Source organism: Streptomyces sp. NBC_00654 (assembly GCF_026341775.1).
Lineage (GTDB): Bacteria > Actinomycetota > Actinomycetes > Streptomycetales > Streptomycetaceae > Streptomyces.
This window is the reverse complement of the sequence record NZ_JAPEOB010000002.1, coordinates 1685300-1710904: the sequence shown is the minus strand read 5'-3', so window position 1 is coordinate 1710904 and position 25605 is coordinate 1685300. Positions and strand designations below refer to the sequence as shown.

Sequence of the window (25605 nt, the reverse complement as noted above, 5' to 3'; positions counted from 1 at the left end):
CCGAGCCAAGGACCGTGATCGACGTGAAGGTCGGCATCCCCCGCGAAGTCAAGAACAACGAGTTCCGGGTGGCGATCACCCCCGCCGGAGTGCATGAGCTCGTCCGTCACGGCCATCAGGTCCTCGTCGAGCGGAACGCCGGTGCGGGCTCCTCCATCACGGACGAGGAGTACGTCGCCGCGGGGGCGCGGATCCTGCCCACCGCCGACGAGGTGTGGGCCGCCGCCGACCTGCTGCTGAAGGTCAAGGAGCCGGTCGCCGAGGAGTACCACCGCCTCCGCAAGGGGCAGACCCTCTTCACCTACCTCCACCTCGCCGCCTCCCGCGAGTGCACGGACGCGCTGCTGGAGTCCGGCACCACCGCCATCGCGTACGAGACCGTGGAGACCGCGAACCGCGCGCTCCCGTTGCTCGCCCCGATGTCCGAGGTCGCCGGCCGGCTGGCCCCGCAGGTCGGCGCGTACCACCTGATGCGCTCGGCCGGTGGCCGCGGTGTGCTGCCGGGCGGTGTCCCGGGTACGGCGGCGGGCAAGGCCGTCGTCATCGGTGGCGGCGTCTCCGGCTGGAACGCCACCCAGATCGCCGTCGGTCTCGGCTTCCACGTCACGCTGCTCGACAAGGACATCAACAAGCTGCGTGAGGCCGACAAGATCTTCGGCACCAAGGTGCAGACGGTCGTCTCCAACGCCTTCGAGCTGGAGAAGGCCGTCGTCGAGGCCGACCTCGTCGTCGGTGCGGTGCTGATCCCCGGAGCGAAGGCGCCGAAGCTGGTCACCAACGAGCTTGTCGCCAAGATGAAGCCCGGAAGTGTACTTGTCGACATTGCAATTGATCAGGGCGGTTGCTTCGAGGACTCGCACCCGACGACGCACGCCGAGCCGACCTTCATGGTCCACAACTCGGTCTTCTACTGCGTCGCCAACATGCCCGGCGCGGTTCCGAACACCTCCACCTATGCCCTCACCAACGCCACGCTGCCGTACATCGTGGAGCTGGCGAACCGGGGCTGGGCCGAGGCGCTGCGCCGCGACGCCGCACTCGCCAAGGGCCTCAACACCCATGACGGGCAGGTCGTTTACCGTGAGGTGGCCGAGGCGCACGAGCTCCCGCACGTCGAGCTGAGCACCCTTCTCGGCTGACGGGTCAACACCTTCCGTCAACCTCTTACGTCCGGCCGGACCTTGCCGCGCAAGGTCCGGCCGCAGGCGTATCCGGCCCTGTGGCGCCCTCGTGCAACTCGTCTCGAACGTAACTCTTTACCCGTTTCGTGCAGCGGCGAAATGTGAGCCTTGCTCGCTGTGCACCCTTGACAGAGGGGTGTTCGATTGCCGACACAACGGGCCGGGTCCGGCGGATTGTGTTGCTGCGGACCGGTGACACGCCATAGAGTCGCCAATCGTCGGCATGGTGCCACGCTGACCTATCGATAAGTTTCCTGGTCACGTCCCAAGGAGGTAAGACGACTTGTGAATGAGTCGACATTTACTCCCGGGGGTGGTCAACCAGGGATGCCTGCACGGGGTCAGGGCCCGATCGGGCTCGAAGCTGTCGGCTCCGTCGCTGTCCGCACCTTCGCCACCCAACAGCACATGACGACAGCCCCCCAGATGATGGACGGCCTACACGTGAACGCCATGGCCGGCAACGAGAGTGGCCGGGACTCCGCCCACTTCGCCGACTTCGCCGAGGTGCCCGAGGGGCACTTCTACGACCCCGACGCCGAGTACGAGCCCGATCCGGAGTACGCGGCCACCCTCGCGCCCGACGCCGCGCGCCAGCGCCGCGAGCGGATCGGCCCGACCGGGCGGCCCCTGCCGTACTTCCCGATCCCGGGTCCGCTGACCGATCACGGCCCCGCGAAGATCATCGCGATGTGCAACCAGAAGGGCGGCGTCGGCAAGACCACGTCGACCATCAACCTGGGCGCGGCACTCGCGGAGTACGGACGCCGCGTCCTGCTCGTCGACTTCGACCCGCAGGGTGCCCTGTCGGTCGGTCTCGGGGTCAACCCGATGGAGCTCGACCTCACGGTCTACAACCTGCTCATGGAGCGGGGCATGTCGGCCGACGAGGTCCTGCTGAAGACCGCCGTACCCAACATGGATCTGCTGCCGAGCAACATCGACCTCTCCGCCGCCGAGGTGCAGCTGGTCAGCGAGGTGGCCCGGGAATCGACGCTCCAGCGCGCGCTGAAGCCGCTGATGGCCGACTACGACTACATCGTGATCGACTGTCAGCCCTCGCTGGGCCTGCTGACGGTGAACGCGCTGACGGCGGCTCACAAGGTCATAGTGCCGCTGGAGTGCGAGTTCTTCGCGCTTCGCGGAGTGGCACTGCTCACCGAGACCATCGAGAAGGTCCAGGAGCGGCTCAACCCGGAGCTGGAGCTCGACGGCATCCTCGCCACCATGTACGACTCCCGTACGGTGCACAGCCGCGAGGTCCTCGCGCGGGTCGTCGAGGCCTTCGACGACCACGTCTACCACACGGTCATCGGCCGTACGGTGCGCTTCCCGGAGACCACGGTCGCCGGTGAGCCCATCACCACGTACGCCTCCAACTCGGTCGGCGCCGCCGCCTATCGACAGCTCGCCAGGGAGGTGCTCGCCCGGTGTCACGCCGAGTGAGTCTGCCGGGGGCCGACGAACTGTTCCGTACCACCGGGGGGATGGGGCTCCAGGCGTCCTCCCCCGCGGACCGGCGACGCAAGGCGAACAGCGAGGGGCGGGTGCCCGCCCCGGCGGGCGAGGGCGACGCCCCGGCGGACGCACCGGGCCCGGAAGGGGCCGGCAGCGGCCCCTCCGGCCGTCCGGCGGCCCGGACCCGTGAGGAGCACTCGGCGGCGGGCGCCGACGGGGGCGAGTCGCGCAGCCGCGGCGCCGAGGGCGACCGGTCCGCGCCGGGCGCCAAGACCGTCCCCGCGACGCGTTCCGCCGCTCAGGCCCCCTCCGCCTCCCAGGATCCGGCTTCCGCCGTCCAGCAGCAGCAGCGCAGGCGCGGCGGAGGGCGTGGGGCCAATCGCCGGCCCAGCGGCCGGGAGCGCCACGACGAGAAGATCACCGTCTATGTGTCGGCCGAGGAACTGATGGACCTCGAACACGCCCGCCTCGTCCTGCGCGGCGAGCACGGGCTCGCCGTGGACCGCGGGCGCATAGTGCGTGAGGCCGTCGCGGTGGTGCTGGCCGATCTGGAGTCCCGGGGCGACGCGAGCATCCTCGTACGGCGGCTGCGCGGCCGCTGAGCGGCGCGGCGCCGGTAGCCTGCCCGGGAGGGGCCGGCCGCGACAGCCGGGCCCGGCTCCACGCCCGTACGGGGCCGGGGGCGTCCTTCCGGGCCCCCGTCCCCGCCGCCCGTGCCGGGGCCGCCACCGCCCGCCCGTGTTCCCGCCGCACCCCTGGACCGCGATGCCCACCACCGACGACTCCGCGAGCCCGCGCCGCCGTACGCTCGGCCGCGGGCCCGGTGCCGGCGCGGCCCGGCACCCACGGACCGGGCCCGGCGCCGGGCCGGAAGCGGGAACCGCACCCGAGCCGGAGACCGGGCCCGAGCCGCCTGTGCCCGTGGCCGAACCCGAGCCGCCCGTGGCAACGGCCGGGACCGCGCCCGGGACCGCGCCCGAGCCTGAGCCCGCGTCCGGGCCCGCGCCCGCGTCCGAGCCCACGCCTGAGCCCCCGTCCCCGGACGGGGACGGTCCCGGCGGTGACGACAAGCGCTTCACGGTGCGGCTCGCGAACTTCGAAGGGCCCTTCGATCTTCTCCTCCAGCTGATCTCCCGGCACAAGCTCGATGTGACCGAGGTCGCCCTGTCCAGGGTCACCGACGAGTTCATGGCGTACATCCGTGCCATGGGAGCGGACTGGGACCTCGACCAGACCACCGAGTTCCTCGTCGTCGCCGCCACCCTGCTGGATCTGAAGGCCGCCCGGCTGCTGCCGGCCGCCGAGGTGGAGGACGCGGCGGACCTGGCGCTCCTGGAGGCCCGGGACCTGCTCTTCGCGCGGCTGCTCCAGTACCGCGCGTACAAGCGGATCGCCGAGATCTTCCACACCCGGCTGGAGTCCGAGGCCCGCCGCCACCCCCGTACCGTCGGTCTCGAACCCCAGCACGCCGAGCTGCTGCCCGAGGTCGTCATCAGCGTCGGCGCCGAGGGTTTCGCCCGGCTCGCGGTGAAGGCGATGCAGCCGAGGCCCAAGCCCCAGGTGTACGTCGACCACATCCACGCACCGCTGGTCAGCGTGCGCGAACAGGCCGGGATCGTGGTGGCGCGGCTGCGCGGGGCGGGCGAGGTGAGCTTCCGGGTGCTCGCCGGGGACGCGCCGGACACCCTCACGGTCGTCGCCCGGTTCCTGGCGCTGCTGGAGCTGTACCGGGAGAAGGCCGTCACCCTCGACCAGCAGGAGGCGCTCGGCGAGCTGCTCGTGCGCTGGTGCGGCGGGGAGGGGGCGGAGCCCGCGGTGACGGACGAGTTCGACCAGGAGATCCACGCGGCGGCCGAGGAGGACGCGGAGACATGAGCACGCAGCACCGGGACGGCGACGAGGGGCCGGAACCCGGTACGGTCGCGGCCCTCGATCTGAAGCCCGCCCTGGAGGCGGTCCTGATGGTCGTCGACGAGCCCGCCACCGAGGAGCACCTCGCCAAGGTCCTCCAGCGGCCGCGCAGGGCCGTGGCGGACGCGCTGCGGGAGCTGGCCGACGAGTACACCGCGCAGCGCCGGGGCTTCGACCTGCGGCTCGTGGCGGGCGGCTGGCGCTTCTACACCCGGCCCGAGTACGCGGACGCCGTCGAGGGTTTCGTCCTGGACGGCCAGCACGCCCGTCTCACCCAGGCGGCCCTGGAGACGCTCGCGGTGGTCGCGTACCGCCAGCCGGTGAGCCGTTCGCGGGTCTCGGCGGTGCGCGGAGTGAACTGCGACGGTGTGATGCGGACCCTCCTGCAGAGGGGTCTGGTCGAGGAGGCGGGCGCGGAACCCGAAACAGGTGCGATCCTGTACAGGACGACGAACTACTTTCTGGAGCGTATGGGCCTGCGAGGCCTGGACGAGCTCCCGGAGCTCGCGCCCTTCCTCCCGGAGGCGGACGCGATCGAGGCTGAGACGCTAGAGGGTGTGCCGTCGTTCGATCCGGACGCACCGGACACCCCGGATACTCACGCAGACGACAAGACGGATTTTTGATGCGAAGCAGTGGCAGGAACAGCGGAAGCGGCGGCGGCAACGGCGGCGGCAGGAGTGGCGGCAGCGGCGGCGGCAGGAGTGGCGGCAGCGGCGGCGGCCGGAACCCCCGGGGCGGCAGCGGCTCCTCCGGCGGCTCCTTCCGGCCGAAGGGCCAGGGCGGCGGTGCCGGCGGCGGCCAGGGCGGGCGCGAGGACAAGCAGGAGCAGCGCCCCCGCCGTCCCCGCCCCGAGGAGCGCCGCTACGACGTGGGCGCCGACAAGCCCGGCGGCGACGGCGGCCTCCGCAAGGGCCGCGGCGCGGCGGCCCGCGGCGGTGCCAAGGGCGGCCCGAAGCCCTCGCAGGGCGCGGGCCGCGGCCGGCGTGCCCCGTACGGCGCCCCGGCCCGTCCGCGCGAGCTCGAAGCCAAGATCGAGCAGCGCAACCGGGACAGGTACGCGAACAAGCCCGACATCAAGCTGCCCAAGACCCACCCGGGTGCCGAGGAGGAGGGCGAGCGCCTGCAGAAGGTGCTCGCCAGGGCGGGCATGGGCTCGCGGCGTGCCTGCGAGGAGCTGATCGAGCAGGCCCGTGTCGAGGTGAACGGCGAGATCGTCGTCGAGCAGGGCATGCGCGTCGATGTGCACCAGGACGAGATCAAGGTCGACGGCCTGACGGTCGCCGCCCAGTCGTACCTCTTCTTCGCGCTGAACAAGCCCGCCGGTGTCGTCTCCTCCATGGAGGACCCGGACGGCCGGCAGTGCCTCGGCGACTACGTCACCAACCGGGAGACGCGGCTCTTCCACGTCGGCCGGCTGGACACCGAGACCGAGGGCATCATCATGCTCACCAACCACGGTGAGCTGGCCCACCGTCTCACCCACCCCAAGTACGGCGTGAAGAAGACCTACCTGGCCGCCATCCAGGGCCCGCTGCCGCGCGATCTGGGCAAGCGGCTCAAGGACGGCATCCAGCTGGAGGACGGGTACGCCCGCGCCGACCACTTCCGGGTCGTGGAGAACACCGGGAAGAACTACCTGGTCGAGGTGACCCTCCACGAGGGCCGCAAGCACATCGTGCGCCGCATGCTGGCCGAGGCCGGTTTCCCGGTCGAGCGGCTGGTGCGGACGTCCTTCGGGCCGATCCCGCTGGGCGACCAGAAGTCCGGCTGGCTGCGCCGTCTCACCAACACCGAGGTCGGCATGCTGATGCGCGAGGTCGGTCTGTAGCCACCGCGTCCGTCCCCGAGGCCCGCGGCCCGGTTCCTGTCCGTGATTCGACAGGAACCGGGCCGCGGGCCTTTCGCTGCCGGCCTTCCGCCTTTATAGTCAGAGTGACTATTAAGGAGGCGGGCGTGAGTCTCGCGGATTTCCTCGATCCCCTGCAGCAACCCCTGGTGACGGTCCTGGACACCCCGGTCAGCTGGACCGAGGTGCTCGGCTTCGGCAGTGGGGCGCTGTGCGTCTGGCTCGTGGCCCGCCAGCACATCGCCAACTGGCCCATCGGCATGGCCAACAACCTCTTCTTCATCCTGCTGTTCGCCCAGTCCGGCCTGTACGCCGACGCCGGCCTCCAGCTCGTCTTCATCACCCTCGCCGTGTACGGCTGGTGGACCTGGACCCACGGGGGTGGACCGGGGACGCCCGTCCTGCCGGTGCGCACCACGACCCGCACCGAATGGGCCTGGCTGCTCACGGCGGGGGCGGTGGGGACCCTCGCGCTCACGCTTGTGCTGTCCCGGGCGACCGACTCGACGGTGCCCTTCTGGGACGCGCTGACGACCTCGCTGTCGCTGATGGCGACGTACGGACAGTGCCGCAAGCGGGTCGAGTCCTGGTGGCTGTGGATCGCCGCCGACGTGGTGTACATCCCGCTGTACGCGTACAAGGAGCTCTATCTGACCTCCCTGCTGTACGTCGGCTTCCTCACGCTCTGCGTCATGGGGCTGCGCGGCTGGAGCCGTGACCTCGCCGCGGGCCGGAACCGCCCGGTGGAGGTGGCCGCGGTATGAAGCGCTTCGCGCACGGCCTGGTCCTCGGCAAGTTCTACCCGCCGCACGCCGGTCACCACCACCTCGTCCGCACCGCCCGCGACCGCTGCGAGCGGCTGACGGTCCTGGTCTGCGCCGCCTCCGTGGAATCCGTCCCGCTCGCCGACCGGGTCGCCTGGATGCGCGAGGCGCACCCGGACGTCCGGGTGGTGGGTGCCGTCGACGACATCCGCATGGACCTCACGGACCCGGCGATCTGGGACGCGCACATGGCGGTGTTCACCGGCGCGGTCCCGGAGCCGGTCGACGCCGTCTTCACCTCGGAGTCCTACGGCGCGGAGCTGGCCCGGCGCTTCGGCGCCACGTCCGTCCTCGTCGACCCCGGCCGCACCCTCTTCCCGGTCTCCGGAACCGCCGTGCGCCAGGACCCGGCCGGCTGCTGGGACTTCCTCGAACCGCCCGTCAAGGCCGCCCTCGCCCGCCGGATCGTCGTCGTCGGCGCCGAGTCCACCGGTACGACCACCCTGGCGCGGGCGCTCGCCGAGCACTACCGGGCACGTGGCGGGATCTGGGCGCGGACCGGGTACGTCGCCGAGTACGGGCGCGAGTACAGCGAACAGAAGCTGGCCGCGCTGCGCGAGCGGTGGCCGGGCGCGCAGTGGGAGGACGTCGCCTTCACCACGGACGACTTCCCGCTCATCGCGAAGGCCCAGAACGCCGCGGAGGAGGCGGCCGCGCGCACCGGCTCCCCGGTGCTGTTCTGCGACACCGACTCCTTCGCCACCACCGTGTGGCACGAGCGCTACGTCGGTGGCCGCAACCCGCTCGTCGAGGAGATCGCGGACCGGGTCCGGCACCATCTGTGGCTGCTCACCGACCATGGGGGCGTCGCGTTCGAGGACGACGGGCTCCGCGACGGCGAGGAGCTGCGGCCCTGGATGACGGACCGGTTCCGCTCCGAACTCACCCGTACGGGAAGGGAGTTCATCGAGGTGACCGGTCCGCGCGGGACGCGGCTGGAGACGGCGGTTGCCGCTGTGGACGCGGTGCTCGCCGCCGGGTGGAACTTCGCCGCGCCCCTTCCGGAGCGGCGGTGAACAGCATCGCGAACGATGATTCCGCGGCGCGGGCGCGGGGCCGCCGCGAACCCGCTCCCGGCGCCCCGGAGGGCTACGACCCGCACGCCTACACCCCCTTCGCGGTCACCGTGGACCTCGCGGTCTTCACGGTCCGGGCGGGGCGCCTGCACGTCCTGCTCGTCGAGCGCGGCGAGGAGCCGTACCGGGGCCACTGGGCCCTGCCCGGCGGCTTCGTCCTGCCCAGGGAGTCGGCCGAGACGGCCGCCCGCCGTGAACTCGCCGAGGAGACCGGCCTCGGCGAGGACACCGTCCGCAGCCTCCACCTCGAACAGCTGCGCACCTACTCCGAACCGGACCGCGACCCGAGGATGCGGGTCGTCTCCGTCGCGTACGCCGCACTCCTGCCCGACCTGCCCGAGCCGCGCGGCGGCGGGGACGCGGCCCACGCGCGCTGGTGGGAGGCGGGCGGCCCCGGCGGCCTCGCCTTCGACCACCGGCGGATCCTCGCCGACGCCTACGACCGGATCGGCGCCAAACTCGAATACACCTGTCTGGCCACGGCGTTCTGCCCCGCCGAGTTCACCCTCGGCGAGCTCCAGCAGGTGTACGAGACCGTGTGGGGCGTAGAGCTCGACCGCCCCAACTTCCGGCGCAAGGTCCTCAACGTGCCCGGCTTCGTCCAGGCCGTCGAAGGGCCGCCGCGCCGCACCGGCGGACGGGGGAAACCGGCCGCTCTGTACCGGGCGGGTGCCGCTACCGCCCTGCACCCTCCACTCCTGCGACCGGAAGGACGGACGACGCGATGAACGCGACCAGGACCCTCACCAAACAGGCGGCCACGGGTGCGCTGACCGGGCTCGCGCTCGGCGACGCGCTGGGCTTCCCCACCGAGTTCAAGGACGTGCCCTCCATCCTCGCCATGTGCGGCCCCTGGCGGCGGATGAAGCTGCCGGAGCCCGCCGTCGTCAGTGACGACACCCAGATGACCATCGCGCTGGGACGCGGCATACGCACGGCGATGGACCGCGGACCGCTCACCCCGCTGCGGCTGCTCCGCCCGGTCCGTGAGGAGTTCGTGGACTGGTACCACTCACCGGACAACAACCGGGCCCCGGGACGCACCTGCATGAAGGCCTGCCACCTGCTCGACGGTGACCGGATCTGGCAGGAGGCCAGTCAGACCGGCTCCAAGGGCTGCGGCGCCAACATGCGGGTCGCGCCCATCGGACTCGTACCCGGCCTCAGCGAGGAGCAGCGCGCCGGTGCCGCCCAGCTCCAGGCCGCCCTCACCCATGGCCACCCGACGGCACTGGCCGCCTCCGACCTGATGGCGCGTGCGGTGTTCCTGCTGGCCCAGGGCGCGGAACCACTGGGACTCGTGGGGCAGTTGCGCTCGTACGCGTACGAGAACAGCGGGCGCTACCCGGAGCGGTGGCTCGGAGACCTCTGGCGCTACGCGGGCGACTCCTCGCCCGAGGCGTACATCCGGCGCGGCTGGGACGAGTGCCTGACCGCGCTGGGCAGGACCCAGGACGCCCTGCGTTCCCCGTCGCCGGAGACCGACCCCTGCCTCGCCACGGGCGACGGCTGGGTGGCGGAGGAGGCCCTCGCCACCGCCCTCCACTGCTTCCTGCTCTTCCCCGAGGAGCCCGTCACCGCCCTGCGCAGGGCGGCCTGCACCCGGGGCGACTCCGACTCGCTGGCCTGTCTGACGGGTGCGCTGGCCGGGGCGCACCTGGGCGCGGGCGCCTGGCCCAAGGAATGGTCCGAACGTATCGAGTACCGCAGCGACCTGTTGTCGCTGGCGGCGCTCTGGGACGCGTGATCCATGACGGCCGCGACCACCCTCCTCCGGCGGGCCGGGCTGCCGGTCACCGACCTCGGCCCGGTCCTCGCCGACGAGCCGGCACCCCTGCTCTTCGCCACGGTCTCCGGGGCCCATCTGTACGGATTCCCCTCCAAGGACTCGGATGTGGACCTTCGGGGGGTCCACATCCTGCCCCCGCACGACCTGGTCGGGCTGCGGGAACCGGAGGAGACACGCACCCGGATGTGGGACCGCGACGGGGTCGAGATGGATCTCGTCACGCACGACCTCCGCAAGTTCGCCCGCCTCATGCTGCGGCCCAACGGATATGTGCTGGAACAGCTGCTGTCCCCGCTCGTCGTGCACACGAGCCCGCTCCACGCGGAGCTGTGCGCCCTGGTCCCGGGCGTGCTGACCCGCAACCACGCGCACCACTACCGGGGGTTCGCCGGTACCCAGTGGCGGCTCTTCGAGAAGACCGGTGAGCTGAAACCGCTGCTCTACACCTTCCGCGCGCTGCTCACCGGCATCCATCTGATGCGCAGCGGCCGGGTACTGGCCCATCTGCCGACGCTGCTCGGTCAGGTGGCCGCCCCGGCGTATCTGCCCGGCCTGATCGCGGCGAAGGCCGAGGCCGAGCACGGGGCGGCGGAGGAGCTGGACACGGCGGCGGTGGAGCGGGACGTCGAAGGGCTGCACCGGGTCCTGGACGAGGCGCGGACCAGGTCGCTGCTGGCGGACGCGGTGACGGAGTTCGACGCGCTGAACGAACTGGTCGTGCGCGCCCGGCTGGGGGACTGACCCCGTTCCGGCCCGCGGGCCGGGCCGGGTCCCTCAGGCGGCCCTTCCCGCCGACGCCCGCCGGGCCCGGACGAGGAAGTCCTCCACCCGGGCCCGGTCCGGCCCGGCCGGCAGCGGGGAGCGGGCGGCAGCCTCGTCGCTCTCGTCGGCCAGCCGGTTCATCCGGCGTTCCACCTCCGCCCACGGGACCTCCCCGCGCTTCACTGCCAGCAGTTCCTCGCGGGCGTCACCGACCTCGATCGTCAGCTCTCCCGTACGGAGCAGGTCCCGGCAGCTCGCCAGCAGCCGCAGCAGATGCATCGCGTGCTTCCAGCGCGGCGCGCCGTACTGTCTGACGTCCGCGTCCAGCTTCCCGCGCTGGCCCCGGGCGTAGCGGACGAACGTCCGGTGGGCGACCCGGGACAGGAACGCCCCGCGCAGTGCGAGCAGTTCGCGGCCCGTGTCGTCGATCCGCTCCACCAGCGGGGAGTGCAGGCACTCCAGCACATTCGGGTTGGCCCGCAGCGCCAGCTCGCAGAAGCGTTCCAGCTCCCAGGAGAACTGCTCGTCGGCCGGACCGTCGACATGCGTCGGCGGCTTCTCGAAGCACCAGAACAGCGGGGTGGGGGCGAGGAAGATCCCGCGCCGGTCCGTGTCGCTCCCGTCCGTGGCGAGTCCGAACGCGCGCGATCCCATCACGCACGAGTAGATCGTGTGGTCGCGTACGAGGTTCTCGGCTTCGGCGCTGGTCATCTGCGCGACAGTACGTCAGGGACGGCCGTTCCGCGCCCGAAAATCATTGCGCGCCGACGGTGCCCGGTGCCACCATGACGATGATCCGAGAGGTCCGGCCCGCCCCCACCCGGTGAGCGCTGTGAACCCACCCACGTCCCGCAGAGAAGAAGCCGCCGTTCTGTACGCCCGGTTCGACCACCTTCCGTACCCGGCCCGTATGCGGGCCATCGCCGTACACACCCGCTCCCTGGACGACGCCGGCTATCGCGCCGCCCGCGCGGCCCTGGACACCGCGGACCCGGACGACCGCCGGCTGGCGCTGTTCCTGGCCGTCGTCCGCCGCGATCTCGAAGCCGTCGCCCACGCCCTCGCCGACCCGGTGCTGCGCCCGCGCGCACTGGCCGCCGCGATCCGGCTGCCGGTGCCCGGACAGGCCCTGGAATCCCTCGCCCTGAGCCCCCTGAGAGCCGTACGCCACGACACGTACCGCGTGCTGAGGCTGTCCCGCCGGCGCGCGCTCGCCGACCTGTTGCTGACCCGGGTCCACGCGGCCCACGGCGACGACGACACCGCCCGGCTGCTGCCCGCCTGCACCTCCGGGGCCGTCGCCCGGTGGCTGCCCCGGCTGTCCGGGGTGCCGCGGCCGGTCCTGCACGCGCTGGCCCGCACCGCGCCCCTCGCGCTCGCCGCCCACCTCGCCGACAGCGCCCCGGCCGGCGGCCCGGACCGCTGGGAGGCGGACCGGCTCCGCGACCGGAGCCGGTACCTGGTCGGCCGCCTCACCGCACGCGATCCGGCCGCCGGAGCGCTGCTCCTGGAGCGCGCCCCGCACCTGGTCACCGGTCCGGCCGCGGCGGTGCTGCTCAGGGAACCCGCCGCCGTGGCGGCCTCCCTGCGGCGCACCGGAACCGAACGGATCCCGCTCGCCCCCGATGGCCTGTCCCGGCGGACGCGCCGTGCGCTGGTCGCGTGCGGCCCGGACGACGCTGCCCTGCTCGCGGACGTCCTGCGGGTGGAGCACCGGACCGGCGGCCCGTTCGAACGGTGGACCTCGCAGGAGCCCCTGCTCGCCCTGCTGCCACCGGACGTACGCCGCCGCAAGGTCGAGGAACGGATGGCCGAGGGCAACTGGACCGGCCACATCGGCCCCGTCTCCGCCCTGGCCCCCGAGGACCGGACGGCGCTCGTCGGCCGCCTGCTGACGGGGCGGACCGGACGCCGCACCTTCCCGCGCACCCGGTTCGCCTCCCTGCTGCCGCTGCCCGAGGCGGAACCGATCCTGCGGGAGCTGAGCGCCGCCCACCGCCCGACGGAGCGGGCCATGGCCTGGGCCGCCCTGCTGCGCTGTGTCAACGATTCCGAGGATCCGGAGGCGTACGCACGCGTCCTCCTCTCCTGCGAGCGGGCCTGGCACGACCAGGAGGAGGTCCGCCGCAGCACCCTTCTCGCGGCGGGCGAGGCCCCCGGCCCGCTGCTGGACGCGGCACCCTTCGCAGCCCTGCGCGACGCCGCGATGACCACTGTGCAGTCCCGCGACTCGACGGCGGCGACGCTCCGGACCGCCGGACAGTGGCTGCGGCGCACCGCCCTGTCCGCCGTACGCGCCGGTGACCCCGGGCGGGCGGCGGCCGTCATCGGGCTGCTCGTCGAGGTACTGGCCGATCCGCGCGGGAGCGGGGAGGTGCGCCCGCTGGACATGGCGGGCGACGGGGTGCTCGCGGTCCAGGAGCACTGCGGCGGGCCGGCCCCCGGCCGGCTGCCGCTGTACGCGGGCCTGTTCGCACGGCACCTCGCACGGCTCCCCGGACTCGACGCGGCGGTGGGGCGCGCGGCCCTGGACGATCCCCGCGGCGAACGGGGACGGCGGGCGGCCGCGCTGTGGCTCGCCGACCCGGCCACCCGCGAGCGGCGGTGCGCCGAACTGCTCGCCGCCGACGTGTCCTTCGCGGCCGTGCCGGAGGTCTGGCAGACCCTGGCCCGGCGCCGCACCGATCTCCTCGACACCGTCGTCGGACCGGGACTGCCACCGCGCTGGGCACCCCGGCAGACGCGCACCGGGCTCGGACGGTGGCTGCCGCACCAGCGCGCCCTGCTGGACGCCCGGCTGGCCCGGGTGGCGGCCGACGACGGCGTACCCCTGCGGGAACGGGCCGACGCGGCGGCCCTGCTGGGCGACACCGAGGCCCTGCACGCACTGGCAGCCGGGGCGCCGCAGCCCGTCGCGGCGGCCGCCTGCACGGCGCTGGGGGCACGGGCCGCCGAGCGGGGCGGGGCCGCCGCACACCCGGAGACGCTGGACTTCCTGCTCGACCGCGCCGGAAGCGGCGGGGTACGGGGCCGGGCGGCGATGGCCGGGGCCTCGCTGCTGCTCGACACGGTGCCCGACGGGGAGGCCACGGCCCGGTTCGCCCGGATGGTGCTGGACACCGGCCGGTCCGTCGGCAGCCGGAAGGCGGCCGTCCGGGGGCTGTCCGCGCTGGCCTCCCCGGCCGCGTTCGCCGCCGTGCTCGCGGGCTGGGACGCACCGGAGCAGCACCGTGACGTCCACGCCGCGATGGCCGGCCCGCTGACGGAGCGGATGGACGATCCGGGTGTCGCGGAGCGGCTCGCCGCGCGGCTGCACCATCGGGCGGTACGCGAACGGGTCCTCGCGGCCAGCCCCGGCCGGGCCCCGGCCGCCGGTGCCCTGTACCGGTTCCTGGCCCGCACGGCGGCCACCGCCGAGCGGGACACCGCCCTTCCGGCAGCCCGTGCGCTGAAGGGGCCGGCCCGCGCCGACCGGGCGGTGCGCGCGACGATCGCCGGCGTGGCCACCGACCCGGAGCGCCCGCGCGAGGTCCGGGGCGTCGCGGCGGACCTGCTGTGCGAAGGGGCCGATCCCGGGCCGCGCCACCGGGAACTGGTCACCGTGCTCGGCATCCTGGTGGCGCAGGCCCGGGGCACCGCCCCCGACGTGCGGCGCGGCGCGCTGTGGGTCCTGGACGGGCAGAACACCCCGTACGGCGACCGCCCGGCCGGTGCGCTGGACGCGGTCGCCGACGCGCTGGAGCAGGCCGGACTGACACACTCCGCGTCCCGGGCGGCCCTGCTGGCGGCACTGACGGCCCTGGCGTCCTCGGACGCCTCCCCGGAGCGCTGGGAGCGCTGGCTCGGCCTGGCGGGGGAGCGGCCCGGCTGTCTCGACCCGGTGCTCAGCCACCGGCGGATGCCGAGGAACACCCAGCCCGTGGAGACCATCGCGGCGGTGGTGGAGACACTGAGCCGGCACGGCTCGGTCACGGCCGGGCTCGCCGCCGTGCAGCTGGTCGTCCGGGCGGGCGCGGCCGCCTCCTGGGCGCGGCCGTGGACGGACCGGCTGGACGCGCTGCGCGCGAGCGGGCATCCGGAGGTCGCGGAGGCCGCGCTGCTGGCGGACCTCGGGCGCCCGGCCGCCTGACAGGTGTGCCTCTCCCCGCCGCGACGGCCGTACCGGCGGGGAGAGGCACGGGCGGGACGGTCAGGCCGTCCGGATGATCCCGCCGGAGACGGTGATCCTCTCGGCGGGCAGCGGGCGCGGCGCGGGACCGGCTTCCACCGCGGCGTCGGTGATGGCATACCTGCTCCCGTGGCAGGGGCAGTTGATGGTGCCGTCACTGACGGACGAGACCGTGCAGCCCGCATGGGTGCAGATGGCCGAGAACGCCTTGAAGTCGCCGGCCACGGGCTGGGTCACCACGATCTTCCGGTCCTTGAGGACCGTGCCGCCGCCGACCGGGATGTCGGAGGTCCTGGCGAGCGCCTCACCGGCTCCGGGCGAGGTGCCCGTACGGTCCGGGGCCGTCGGTGCGGGGCTCTCGCCGCCGCCGTCACCGCCCGACGACCCGCAGCCGGCCGCCAGTGCGGCGGCGCCCGCCGCGCCCGCGGTCAGGACCGTCCTTCGCCGTGCTGCGTCCATCGCTCTCCGCCATCCGTCCATGCGCCGGTTCGGCGGCCGTGAGTCGTCGGCCGGCCGGGGAGGGCCATCGTGGCGCCGCGTACCGGGCACGCGAAGCGACCCGGCGGTGCCGTGCGCCACGACACCCGTCCGGCGGATGCCTCACGCCGTCCGCGCCACCGCCCGTCTCACGGACAGAGCACGGTGTCCCGGGGCCCCGCCGCACCTCTAGGCTGAATCACACCGTGCGTGAAGACGCCGGAACACGAAGACGCTGAACACGAAGAGGCGAGGAGTACGACGTGGCGGTACGAGCGGTCCGCGGAGCCGTCCAGCTGGAGCAGGACGAGGCCGGACACATGGGCGAGCAGGTCGGTGCCCTGCTCACCGCCGTCCTGGAGCGCAACAACCTGGACGCCGACGACCTGATCAGCATCTGGTTCACCGCCACCCCGGACCTGCACAGCGACTTCCCGGCTGCCGCGGCCAGAAGCCTGGGCATCGTCGACGTCCCGCTGATCTGCGCCCAGGAGCTGGACATCGACGGGGCCATGCCCCGTGTCGTGCGGATACTCGCCCATGTGGAGACCCCGCTCTCCCGGGCCGGGATCCAGCACGTCTACCTCGGTGCCACCGCCACCCTGCGCAAGGACATCGCCCAGTGAGAACCGCCCTCGTCATCGGCACGGGACTGGTCGGCACCTCCGCCGCCCTCGCCCTCGCCGGCCGCGGCATCCATGTCCACCTCGTCGACCACGACCCCGAGTCGGCCCGCACGGCCGCGGCACTCGGCGCCGGTTCGGACGAGGCGCCCGAGGGCCGCGTCGACCTCGCCGTCGTCGCCGTACCGCCCGCCCACACGGCGTCCGTGCTGGCCACCGCCATGCGCGAGGGGGTGGCCCGCGGCTACCTGGACGTCGCCAGCGTCAAGGGCGGCCCGCGCCGCGAGCTGGAAGCCCTCGGCATCGACCTCACGCCCTACATCGGTACGCATCCGATGTCCGGCAAGGAGCGCTCGGGCCCCCTCGCCGCCACCGCCGACCTCTTCGAGGGCCGCCCCTGGGTCCTCACCCCGACCCGGGACACCGACACCGAGGTCCTCAACCTCGCCCTGGAACTGGTCGCGCTCTGCCGCGCCGTCCCGGTCGTCATGGACGCCGACGCCCACGACCGCGCCGTCGCCCTCGTCTCCCACACCCCGCAGCTGATCTCCTCCATGGTGGCCGCCCGGCTGGAGGAGGCCGACGAGAGCGCCGTACGCCTGTGCGGCCAGGGCATCAGGGACGTCACCCGCATCGCCGCCTCCGACCCCCGGATGTGGGTGGAGATCCTCTCCGCCAACCCCGGCCCGGTCGCCGATGTGCTGACCGGTCTCGCCGCCGACCTGGAGGAGACGGTACGGGCGCTGCGCGGCCTCCAGTCCGCCGACGAGGACGAACGCCGCGCGGGCACCGACGGCATCGAGGACGTCCTGCGCCGCGGCAACGCGGGCCGGGTCCGGGTGCCCGGCAAGCACGGCGCGGCTCCCGCGTCGTACGAGACCGTGGCCGTACTCATCGGCGACCGGCCGGGCGAGCTGGCCCGGATCTTCGCCGACGCGGAACGCGCCGGGGTCAACGTCGAGGACGTCCGTATCGAGCACGCCACCGGCCAGCAGGCGGGCCTGGTCCAGCTGATGGTCGAACCGAACGCGGCGGCGGTGCTCGCGGCGTCGCTCCAGGAGCGGGGCTGGTCCCTGCGCCCGTGAGCGGCCCCGGCCGCACGGGGTACGAGGCTCCGCCCGGCACTCGGTAACCTGGTGCGTGGCCCTCCGTGCGGCCCGTTCGCCCTCACCCGTGTACCAGGAAGGTGTCCACCACCGTGGAAACCGTAAGCGCCTCAGTGATCGTCGCCATTGACGGGCCCTCCGGCACCGGCAAGTCGAGCACGTCCAAGGCCGTCGCCGCCCAGCTCGGCCTGAGCTACCTGGACACCGGCGCCCAGTACCGGGCGATCACGTGGTGGATGCTGAACAACGGTATCGACGTGCGGGACGCGGCGGAGGTGGCGACCGCCGCAGCCAAACCGGTCATCGTCTCCGGGACGGACCCGGCCGCACCGACGATCACCGTCGACGGCGAGGACGCCTCGGGCCCCATCCGCACCCAGGAGGTCACCTCCAAGGTCAGCGCCGTCAGCGCGGTCCCCGAGGTGCGCACCCGGATCACCGAGCTCCAGCGCTCCATCGCCGCGGCCGCCGAGCACGGCATCGTGGTCGAGGGCCGTGACATCGGCACCACGGTGCTCCCGGACGCCGACCTCAAGATCTTCCTGACCGCCTCGCCGGAGGCGCGCGCCGCCCGCCGCAGCGGCGAGGTCAAGGGTTCCGATCTCGCCGCCACCAAGGAGGCGCTGATCAAGCGGGACGCCGCCGACTCCGGCCGCAAGACCTCGCCGCTGGCCAAGGCGGACGACGCCGTCGAGGTGGACACCACCGAGCTGACCCTTCAGCAGGTCATCGAGTGCGTCGTCACCCTCGTCGGGGAGAAGCGGGTCGAGGGGTGACCGACGCCACGGGGGCGCCCACGCTGCGCGGAGCGGCCGTCGGGCGGGGCATCGGGATCGGCCTGATGTACGGGCTCTTCAAGCCCCGGGTCCTCGGCGCGTGGCGGGTGCCCGCCGCCGGACCCGTCATACTCGCGGTGAACCACTCCCACAACATCGACGGACCGATGCTGATGGGCACCGCGCCCCGGCCGGTGCACTTCCTGATCAAGAAAGAGGCGTTCGTCGGGCCCCTCGACCCGTTCCTGCGCGGAATCGGTCAGCTGAAGGTGGACCGTACGACCGTCGACCGTACCGCCATCACCCACGCCCTGGGCGTGCTGGAGGACGGCGGGGCCCTGGGGATCTTCCCCGAGGGCACCCGGGGCGAAGGAGACTTCGCCTCGCTGCGTGCCGGACTCGCGTACTTCGCGGTACGCGGCGGGGCTCCCATCGTCCCGGTGGCCGTCCTGGGAAGCACGGAGCGCCGCGGACGGTTGATACGGGGGCTGCCGCCGCTGCGCAGCCGGGTCGATGTCGTCTTCGGCGACGCCTTCGACGCGAGCGACGGCAGCGGGCGGCGGACGCGCAGGGCGCTGGACGAGGCGACCCTGCGGATCCAGGGGAAGCTGACCGCCCACCTGGAAAGTGCCAGGCGCCTCACCGGGCGTTAGGCGAGACTTGAGTAGTGGACCGCGCTGACCGCGGTCCATCGATGATGATGCAAAGAGGAACGGACTTCATGAACGACCAGATTCACTCCGACGGCTCGGACCACGAGCACGGAGCACTTGGCGATGCCGAGTTCGCGGAGTTCATGGAGCTCGCCGCGCAGGAGGGCTTCGACCTCGAAGAGGTCGAGGGCGCCCTCGGTGAGGCCGGTCACGGCCCGCTTCCCGTGCTCGCCGTCGTCGGCCGCCCCAATGTCGGCAAGTCGACCCTGGTGAACCGGATCATCGGCCGCCGTGAGGCCGTGGTCCAGGACAAGCCCGGCGTCACCCGCGACCGCGTCAGCTACGAGGCCGAATGGGCCGGACGCCGCTTCAAGGTCGTCGACACCGGCGGCTGGGAGCAGGACGTGCTGGGCCTCGACGCCTCCGTCGCCGCCCAGGCCGAGTACGCCATCGAGACGGCCGACGCGGTCGTCTTCGTCGTCGACTCGACCGTCGGCGCGACCGACACCGACGAGGCCGTGGTCAAGCTGCTCCGCCGGGCCGGCAAGCCCGTCGTGCTCTGCGCCAACAAGGTCGACGGCCAGAGCGGCGAGGCGGACGCCACCGCCCTGTGGTCGCTGGGCCTCGGCGAGCCCTACCCGGTCTCCTCCCTGCACGGCCGCGGCACCGGCGACATGCTGGACGCCGTCCTCGAAGCCCTGCCCGAGGCCCCGGCCCAGCGCTTCGGCGACGGCACCCTCGGCGGTCCCCGCCGGATCGCCCTGATCGGCCGCCCGAACGTCGGCAAGTCCTCCCTCCTGAACAAGGTGGCGGGCGAGGACCGCGTCGTCGTCAACGAACTGGCGGGCACCACCCGCGACCCGGTCGACGAGCTGATCCAGCTCGGCGGCATCACCTGGAAGTTCATCGACACCGCCGGTATCCGTCGCCGCGTGCACCTCCAGGAAGGCGCGGACTACTACGCCTCCCTGCGTACCGCCGCCGCCGTCGAGAAGGCCGAGGTCGCCGTCGTCCTGATCGACTCCAGCGAGTCCATCAGCGTCCAGGACCAGCGCATCATCACCATGGCGGTGGATGCCGGGCGCGCCCTGGTCGTCGCGTTCAACAAGTGGGACACCCTCGACGAGGAGCGCCGGTACTACCTGGAGCGCGAGATCGAGACGGAGCTGGCGCAGGTCGCCTGGGCCCCGAGGGTCAATGTCTCGGCCGTCACGGGCCGCCACATGGAGAAGCTCGTCCCGGCGATCGAGACCGCGATCGAGGGCTGGGAGACCCGTGTTCCCACCGGCAGGCTGAACGCCTTCCTCGGCGAGATCGTCGCCTCCCACCCGCACCCGGTCCGCGGCGGCAAGCAGCCCCGGATCCTGTTCGGTACGCAGGCGGGCACCAAGCCGCCGCGCTTCGTCCTGTTCGCCTCCGGCTTCCTGGAGCACGGCTACCGCCGCTTCGTCGAGCGCCGGCTGCGCGAGGAGTTCGGCTTCGAGGGCACCCCGATCCACATCTCGGTCCGGGTCCGCGAGAAGCGTGGCCGCAACAAGTAGCCGGCCACGGCGGCAGCGGGCCGCCACGGGCAGGGAGAAGCCCCGGACCGCTCGCCCGAGCGAGCGGTCCGGGGCTTCGTCCGTCGTACGCGGTACGCCGGTTCAGTACTCCCGGGACCCCGACCCCGGTGGCAGCGCCGCAGGCTGAGCCCGTCCGGCGTGCCGTCCGACCCGCTGCCAGGAGCCGAGGCTCCCGCCGGGCGTGCTGGCGTGCCCGCTCTGGCCGCCGCCGCTCTGCCCGCTCTGAGCACTGTGGCTGCTGTGCCCGCTCGCGGCGGAACGGCCGCCCAGGGGGGAACGGCTGCCGAAGAGCCCGGCGCCGAAGGCGGCGAAGCCGAGATTCTCCTCACCGCTCCGATCGCCCGGCAGCGCCCGGAACGAGCGCCGGTACTCGGAGTACAGCGCGTCGTAGATCGGGGTGGGGGACTTGCCCTCCGATGGATCCTGCGCGGGGCGCATGGCAGGGATCTGACGCTGGTGCTGGCGGGAGGAGTCGTATGAGTGCACGTAGGTGCCAACGACCTCACCGCCCGTCGGATGCGGTCCCGGCGGAGAAAACGCTGTTCGGCGGGGGTGCCCGGGAGGGACGGACATGATCAGGTCCCGGCCAGCGGCATGGCCGCGGCCACCAGGAGGCCATTGACCGCGGCCTTCTCCAGGGCGTCGCGGAGCAGGTCCTCACGCGGCTGCTGGCCGATCGAACCCGCCGGCGCGGCGAAGACGAGGACGGTCTGCGACTTGTTGACCGCGGCCCGCCACCCCTCGGTGACCTGGAGCGGCTGATGGGCCTGCCACCAGGCGACCGGGGCGCCGCCGGAGCCCGGCTGCAGCACGGCGTGCAGCTGGCCCATGGCGAGCAGGACCGACCAGCCGGGCAGGATGTCCGGCAGCCGGTTCATGTCGGGGGCCGAGCGGAAGCCCTGCTCCAGCAGCAGCTGGAGGAAGGCGTCGCCCCCGCTGCCGTCGGTGCCCGGCCGGGCGACCGGGCCGGTCGGTTCCACGACCAGGGCGGGGCGGAGATCGTCCTCGATCAGGACGAGGCCGCTGGTGATGCCGAGGACGGCCTGTTCGGGCATGAGACCCTCCGGGTTCTGTGGTTCGCTGCCGGTGATGCTTCGCACCGCTCCCTGGAGCTGGTCCTCCGCGACCTGGACGACCTGCGAAGGAATGCAGGTCGCGTGGGCGAACGCGAGCACGGCGGTCTCGTCGCCGATGAACAGCACCGTGCTGGTGCGTTCCTGGTCGGAGTCGCCGGGGGTGCGGCAGGAGGTGCAGTCGTAACTGCCTGGGGCGTTGTCGCCGACGAGCAGCCGGTCGGCTTCGGCGTCGCCGATCTCGGCGCGTACGTCCTCGCTGACGTCGAGCATGCGCGGCACGGGGGGCTCCTCGGACTCGGTGCGTGAGCCGGGCGGTTCCCGGCTCATGAAAGAGACAACGCGGGATCCGCGGCCGGGGTCACGCGCCAGGGCGCGCGGATACGGGAGACCGGGCGCCGCACCGGCACGCCGGCCTGCCGGAGCGGTCCGTCGGCGGCCGGGCGGGCGGCGATCCGGACCGGATCATTCCGTGAACACGCGGGTCAGGTAAGGGACTTGGCGCGTTCCGCCACCGGCCCGTCCGACCCGCCCGGGGGCGCTGTTCGGATTCTGTGCGAGCGGTGGGCGGCCAGTACAGTCCGCAGCAGACCGAGTCGATCAGGGGGATATGACGACGACATGCACATTTCATTCCTGCTTCACAACGCGTACGGCATCGGGGGAACGATCCGTACGACCTTCAATCTCGCGAGGGCGCTCGCCGAGCAGCACGACATCGAGATCGTGTCGGTCTTCCGGCACCGCGACGCACCCGCGCTGGGCGCGCCTCCGGGGGTGACCGTGCGTCACCTCGTCGACCTGCGCAGGAAGAGCGCGGCCTACGACGGCGATGCGGCCGAATGCGCCAGGCCCGCGGCGGTGTTCCCGCGCGGCGACACCAGGCACAAGCAGTACAGCAGACTCACCGACACCAGGATCGCGGCCCATCTGCGCTCCCTGGCGGCGGACGTGGTCGTCGGCACCCGGCCCGGCCTCAACGTGCACATCAGCAGGCAGGCCCGCCGGGGTCCGGTGCGCGTGGCTCAGGAACACCTCACGCTGGACAGCCACAGCTACCGGCTGCGCCGCGAGATCGCCCACCGCTACGCGCTGCTCGACGCGGTCACCACCGTCACCCGGGCCGACGCCGAGGACTACCGCAGCCGGCTCCGGCTGGACGGCGTACGGATCGAGGCGATCCCCAACAGCGTGCCCGCTCCGGCGGGCGCGCCCGCGCGGGGCGACCTGAAGTGGGTCGTCGCGGCGGGCCGGCTGCACAAGGTCAAGCGGTACGACCTGCTGTTACGGGCCTTCGCCGAGGTGAGCGCGGTGCGCCCCGACTGGCGGCTGCGGATCTACGGCGCCGGCGACGCCACCGGCAATGAACAGCAGGCGCTGCGCACCCTCATCGGCGAACTCGGTCTGGGCGAGAGGGCCGTCCTGATGGGCTCCGTCCACCCGATGGAGGCCGAGTGGCCCAAGGGGTCCATCGCCGCCGTCACCTCGGACCGGGAGTCGTTCGGCATGACGATCGTCGAGGCGATGCGCTGCGGTCTGCCGGTCGTGGCCACCGACTGCCCGCACGGTCCGGCCGAGATCATCGAGGACGGGGCCGACGGACGCCTGGTGCCCGTGGGGGACCGGGCGGCGGTCACCGCCGCGCTGCTGGAGCTGATCGACGACGACGGACTGCGGCGGCGGATGGGCGCCGCGGCGCTGGCCGCGTCGGAGCGATTCGACCCGGCCCGGATCGCCGAACGCCACGAGAGCCTGTTCACCGAGCTCGCCGCGCACGGGAGCCGGGGGCGCACGCAGAGTGCCCTGCGTACCGCGGTGCACCGCTCCAGGGGCACCGTCCTGGACGGGGCGTACGCCCTGCGCTACAAGGCCGCGGACACGATCCGCAAGGGGCGGTCCGCCTGAGCGGCGCCGCCGCACCCGTCGGCCGGGTCGTGTCGGCCGGTCGCCGGGTCGCCCGTGTCGCGGTCCGCTGCCGCCGCTTCTCGGATGGCGAGATTCCGATAGTGCACGCCGGTGGAGCGGAGTGTGGGAAGCGTGTGGGGAATATAAGACCTGCATAAGGGCGTATGAATTCCCGGGGTTATGGGCATTCGAGTGAATCATTCCGGGTGCCGAGCGGAAAGGCGGATCATGTCCGTGATCCCGGAAGAGATTTCCGCGCTCCCGGTTCCCGGACCCTTTTCCCGGCGTACGGAAAGGAACGATCACCCGTTCAGGCTGCCCGTTCGGGTGAATAGTTCGAAGTAAGCGAGTGTGGGGATCCTGTGACACAAGCGTGACCGGCACGGCATGCGGGGATGGGACACGGGCCGTCGGGACCCCGCCTTCCGTCACGGTCCGAGTCCGCCTACGGTGAGAGACATGGCATCCATACCGACCCCTCCCACGCAGCCGGACGACGTCCCCGAGTCGTATGTCGGCCTCGGTGCCGAGGCCGCCGAGCGGCGGGCCAGATCCCGTGGCTGGACCTCGGTCAGGGCCGTGCCGCCGGGCACGTTCCTCACCATGGAGTTCCGTGGCGGACGCATCAACTTCCAGGTCGAGGACTCGACCGTGACGCGCTGCTGGGTGGGCTGACGGCCGGCGCGCGCCCTGGAGCAGGCGGGCCCGGGAACCGGGGGAACGCGCCGGGGCGGGACGGACACGAGCGAGGGCCCCGACATGTGCGTCGGGGCCCTCGCTCGTGCGGGGAGAGGCTTGTGCGTACCGTCCCCGCGGTCCGGGGGCGGCTCAGCCGCCCGTCATCGGGCGGGCCGGGCTCGTGCTGCCGCGTGGCGTGCGGTCCGCGTGCGGCGGGCGACGGGGGCCCGCCGGGGTGACCGGGGTGCGCTCCGAACGGGCCGGATGCGCCGGGTGCGCGGAGTGTGCCCGCGCCCGTGCCCCCACGCCGGGGTACGCGGGGTTCTGCCCGGCGCTCTGTCCGGTGCCCTGCGCGGCGCTCTGCCCGGCCGCGGGAACCGCTCCGGCCGCCGGGACCGCCGCCGCGCTCCCGTCCTCCGCGGCGATGCTCTCGGAGCCGATCGGCTGGGGGAGCGGCACCGTCTGCGGGGCGCCGGCCGCGACGGGCGCGGGTACCGGCGCCGGTGCGTCGGCCCGGCGGCGCTGCCGCCACTGCGCGCGCACCGAGAAGATCCAGGTCTCGGCGCGGGTGATCAGCGGCTCGAACCACGGCAGGGCCAGCAGGATCAGCAGTCCCGCCGCCCAGCCCAGCAGGACGTCGCTGAGCCAGTGCGTGCCGATGTAGACGGTGGTGAGGCCGACGCCCAGGGAGACCGTCGCCGACAGGGCGGACAGATAGCGCCTGGCCCGCGGCGTGGTGGCCAGGTAGGCGAGGATTCCCCAGGTCACCACGGCGTTGGCGGTGTGTCCGGAAGGAAATATATCGCCGCCCGCGAACATCTCCGCGGAGCCGATCTGGGTGGCGTAGTGCGGTCCGAGCCGCCCGAGGCCCAGCTTGACCGCGCCCACCGTCACATTGAGCAGCAGCAGCGAACAGCCGAGGGTGAGCAGCGGCCGGATCGTGTGCTGCCGCCAGGAGCGCCAGCCCAGCCAGCTGGCGATCATCACGGCCGTGGGGCCGCGCTGGCCCAGCACGACGTAGTAGTCGAGGAAGGCGTGGAGTTCGGGCCACTGCTGATAGGGCCGGAACAGCATGACCTTCCAGTCGAGGGCCACCAGCCAGGACGAGACCAGCACCGCGACGACGATGGCGACATAGAACGCCAACGTCCCGCCGAAGAGAGCGATGCGGTGACGACTCATCCGCGGTGCCTCTATCTTCGGCGGTTCCGGCTCCCGGTCCAGCCGGGCAAAGATGTCGGTACGCACCCAATCGACGTTACAGCGAGTGAGTAGGCGACCAGGCCGATCCGGCCGCTTTGTGATGACGATGTGATGTGGACCATGTCTCAGAGCGGTGGGAAATCGCGGTGCGGCGGAGAATATCCGTGATCTTGTGATCAATTGCCCGCGCGCCCGATTCGTCAGGGTGTTTGAACGGCCGGGCAATTCCGCTCCGGGGTTTTCCGGGAATTCCGCCGGACGGTCTCGGGGGGCGCGGTTCATCCGCCGGCCGGCCGGCCGCGGCCGTCGCTCACCGCCCCGGAAGGGGCCCGGGGCGGGCTCGCGGAGGGGGCGCCGCGGGGCGCGGGGGTGGCGTACGCCACACTCGGTGGCGCACCGGCGTATGAGCTGGACCACGTGTGACCACGGCGAACTCGCGTACGCTGACGGCTCACTCGCCCGTCGATGCCGGGCCTGCGGGACACCGTGCACCGGGTCCCCGGTTGGTCTGCCGAGCGCGAGGGACTCTCT

24 protein-coding genes are annotated in these 25605 nt (G+C 72.9%); 19 read left to right on the top strand and 5 right to left on the bottom strand.

Features of this window, described 5'->3' with window-relative positions:
- Positions 1 to 23 precede the first annotated feature (23 nt).
- The 11 genes from ald (at position 24) to OHA98_RS27780 (ending at position 10829) form a co-directional block, all read left to right on the top strand.
- Complete coding sequence (gene ald, locus OHA98_RS27830) at positions 24 to 1139, top strand: alanine dehydrogenase (RefSeq protein ID WP_266930951.1); 1116 nt, start codon at positions 24 to 26, stop codon at positions 1137 to 1139.
- 369 nt (positions 1140 to 1508) lie between these two features.
- Positions 1509 to 2627, top strand: a complete 1119-nt coding sequence (locus OHA98_RS27825; protein ID WP_266929476.1) for a ParA family protein — start codon at positions 1509 to 1511, stop codon at positions 2625 to 2627.
- Entirely contained in the window at positions 2624 to 3241 is a 618-nt protein-coding gene (locus tag OHA98_RS27820; protein WP_266930949.1) for a hypothetical protein, read from the top strand. The genes OHA98_RS27825 and OHA98_RS27820 overlap by 4 nt, the downstream gene beginning before the upstream one ends.
- Before the next feature lie 163 nt (positions 3242 to 3404).
- The gene (locus OHA98_RS27815) at positions 3405 to 4514 is read left to right on the top strand and encodes a ScpA family protein (RefSeq protein ID WP_266929475.1); all 1110 of its coding nucleotides are present in this window, start codon (positions 3405 to 3407) and stop codon (positions 4512 to 4514) included.
- The gene (gene scpB, locus OHA98_RS27810) at positions 4511 to 5176 is read left to right on the top strand and encodes an SMC-Scp complex subunit ScpB (protein WP_266929474.1); all 666 of its coding nucleotides are present in this window, start codon (positions 4511 to 4513) and stop codon (positions 5174 to 5176) included. The genes OHA98_RS27815 and scpB overlap by 4 nt, the downstream gene beginning before the upstream one ends.
- Positions 5176 to 6381 carry a pseudouridine synthase gene (locus OHA98_RS27805; RefSeq protein WP_266929473.1) on the top strand — a complete coding sequence of 402 codons (1206 nt, stop codon included), beginning with the start codon at positions 5176 to 5178 and terminating at the stop codon, positions 6379 to 6381. Before scpB ends, OHA98_RS27805 begins: the two co-directional genes overlap by 1 nt.
- A gap of 125 nt (positions 6382 to 6506) precedes the next feature.
- The gene (pnuC, locus tag OHA98_RS27800) at positions 6507 to 7163 is read left to right on the top strand and encodes a nicotinamide riboside transporter PnuC (protein ID WP_266929472.1); all 657 of its coding nucleotides are present in this window, start codon (positions 6507 to 6509) and stop codon (positions 7161 to 7163) included.
- Positions 7160 to 8239, top strand: a complete 1080-nt coding sequence (locus tag OHA98_RS27795) for an AAA family ATPase (protein ID WP_266929471.1) — start codon at positions 7160 to 7162, stop codon at positions 8237 to 8239. The genes pnuC and OHA98_RS27795 overlap by 4 nt, the downstream gene beginning before the upstream one ends.
- A gap of 5 nt (positions 8240 to 8244) precedes the next feature.
- Positions 8245 to 9027, top strand: a complete 783-nt coding sequence (locus OHA98_RS27790) for an NUDIX domain-containing protein (RefSeq protein ID WP_266930947.1) — start codon at positions 8245 to 8247, stop codon at positions 9025 to 9027.
- A complete protein-coding gene (locus OHA98_RS27785; protein WP_266929470.1) occupies positions 9024 to 10046 on the top strand; it encodes an ADP-ribosylglycohydrolase family protein in 1023 nt (340 codons plus the stop codon). The genes OHA98_RS27790 and OHA98_RS27785 overlap by 4 nt, the downstream gene beginning before the upstream one ends.
- Positions 10047 to 10049: 3 nt before the next feature.
- Positions 10050 to 10829 carry a nucleotidyltransferase domain-containing protein gene (locus OHA98_RS27780; RefSeq protein ID WP_266929469.1) on the top strand — a complete coding sequence of 260 codons (780 nt, stop codon included), beginning with the start codon at positions 10050 to 10052 and terminating at the stop codon, positions 10827 to 10829.
- 33 nt (positions 10830 to 10862) lie between these two features.
- On the opposite strand, the gene OHA98_RS27775 is transcribed toward OHA98_RS27780, so the two are convergent.
- Positions 10863 to 11561, bottom strand: a complete 699-nt coding sequence (locus tag OHA98_RS27775) for a nucleotidyltransferase domain-containing protein (protein ID WP_266929468.1) — start codon at positions 11559 to 11561, stop codon at positions 10863 to 10865.
- 121 nt (positions 11562 to 11682) lie between these two features.
- On the opposite strand from OHA98_RS27775, the gene OHA98_RS27770 reads away from it, so the two are divergent.
- The gene (locus OHA98_RS27770) at positions 11683 to 14979 is read left to right on the top strand and encodes a hypothetical protein (protein WP_266929467.1); all 3297 of its coding nucleotides are present in this window, start codon (positions 11683 to 11685) and stop codon (positions 14977 to 14979) included.
- A 60-nt stretch (positions 14980 to 15039) separates the two neighbouring features.
- Here OHA98_RS27770 and OHA98_RS27765 read toward each other — a convergent pair whose 3' ends face one another.
- The gene (locus OHA98_RS27765) at positions 15040 to 15477 is read right to left on the bottom strand and encodes a Rieske (2Fe-2S) protein (protein WP_266929466.1); all 438 of its coding nucleotides are present in this window, start codon (positions 15475 to 15477) and stop codon (positions 15040 to 15042) included.
- A gap of 281 nt (positions 15478 to 15758) precedes the next feature.
- Here OHA98_RS27765 and aroH point away from each other — a divergent pair, with 281 nt between their 5' ends.
- From aroH to der, 5 genes are all read left to right on the top strand, one after another.
- Entirely contained in the window at positions 15759 to 16121 is a 363-nt protein-coding gene (gene aroH, locus OHA98_RS27760) for a chorismate mutase (RefSeq protein WP_266929465.1), read from the top strand.
- A complete protein-coding gene (locus tag OHA98_RS27755; protein WP_266929464.1) occupies positions 16118 to 17203 on the top strand; it encodes a prephenate dehydrogenase in 1086 nt (361 codons plus the stop codon). The genes aroH and OHA98_RS27755 overlap by 4 nt, the downstream gene beginning before the upstream one ends.
- A 101-nt stretch (positions 17204 to 17304) precedes the next feature.
- Positions 17305 to 18000, top strand: coding sequence for a (d)CMP kinase (gene cmk, locus OHA98_RS27750; RefSeq protein WP_266929463.1), 696 nt, complete (start codon positions 17305 to 17307; stop codon positions 17998 to 18000).
- A complete protein-coding gene (locus OHA98_RS27745) occupies positions 17997 to 18653 on the top strand; it encodes a 1-acyl-sn-glycerol-3-phosphate acyltransferase (protein WP_266929462.1) in 657 nt (218 codons plus the stop codon). The genes cmk and OHA98_RS27745 overlap by 4 nt, the downstream gene beginning before the upstream one ends.
- Positions 18654 to 18721: 68 nt before the next feature.
- Positions 18722 to 20194 carry a ribosome biogenesis GTPase Der gene (gene der / locus OHA98_RS27740; protein WP_266929461.1) on the top strand — a complete coding sequence of 491 codons (1473 nt, stop codon included), beginning with the start codon at positions 18722 to 18724 and terminating at the stop codon, positions 20192 to 20194.
- A 102-nt stretch (positions 20195 to 20296) separates the two neighbouring features.
- Here the strand turns inward: der and OHA98_RS27735 are convergent, their stop codons facing one another.
- Positions 20297 to 20653, bottom strand: a complete 357-nt coding sequence (locus OHA98_RS27735) for a hypothetical protein (RefSeq protein ID WP_266929460.1) — start codon at positions 20651 to 20653, stop codon at positions 20297 to 20299.
- Positions 20654 to 20790: 137 nt separating this feature from the next.
- A complete protein-coding gene (locus OHA98_RS27730) occupies positions 20791 to 21570 on the bottom strand; it encodes a hypothetical protein (RefSeq protein WP_266929459.1) in 780 nt (259 codons plus the stop codon).
- 339 nt (positions 21571 to 21909) lie between these two features.
- On the opposite strand from OHA98_RS27730, the gene OHA98_RS27725 reads away from it, so the two are divergent.
- Both OHA98_RS27725 and OHA98_RS27720 read left to right on the top strand, forming a co-directional pair.
- Positions 21910 to 23193, top strand: a complete 1284-nt coding sequence (locus tag OHA98_RS27725; protein ID WP_266929458.1) for a glycosyltransferase family 4 protein — start codon at positions 21910 to 21912, stop codon at positions 23191 to 23193.
- A 459-nt stretch (positions 23194 to 23652) separates the two neighbouring features.
- Positions 23653 to 23868 carry an I78 family peptidase inhibitor gene (locus OHA98_RS27720; protein WP_266929457.1) on the top strand — a complete coding sequence of 72 codons (216 nt, stop codon included), beginning with the start codon at positions 23653 to 23655 and terminating at the stop codon, positions 23866 to 23868.
- Between the two features lie 153 nt (positions 23869 to 24021).
- Here OHA98_RS27720 and OHA98_RS27715 read toward each other — a convergent pair whose 3' ends face one another.
- Complete coding sequence (locus tag OHA98_RS27715; protein ID WP_266929456.1) at positions 24022 to 25119, bottom strand: phosphatase PAP2 family protein; 1098 nt, start codon at positions 25117 to 25119, stop codon at positions 24022 to 24024.
- Positions 25120 to 25605 lie beyond the last annotated feature (486 nt).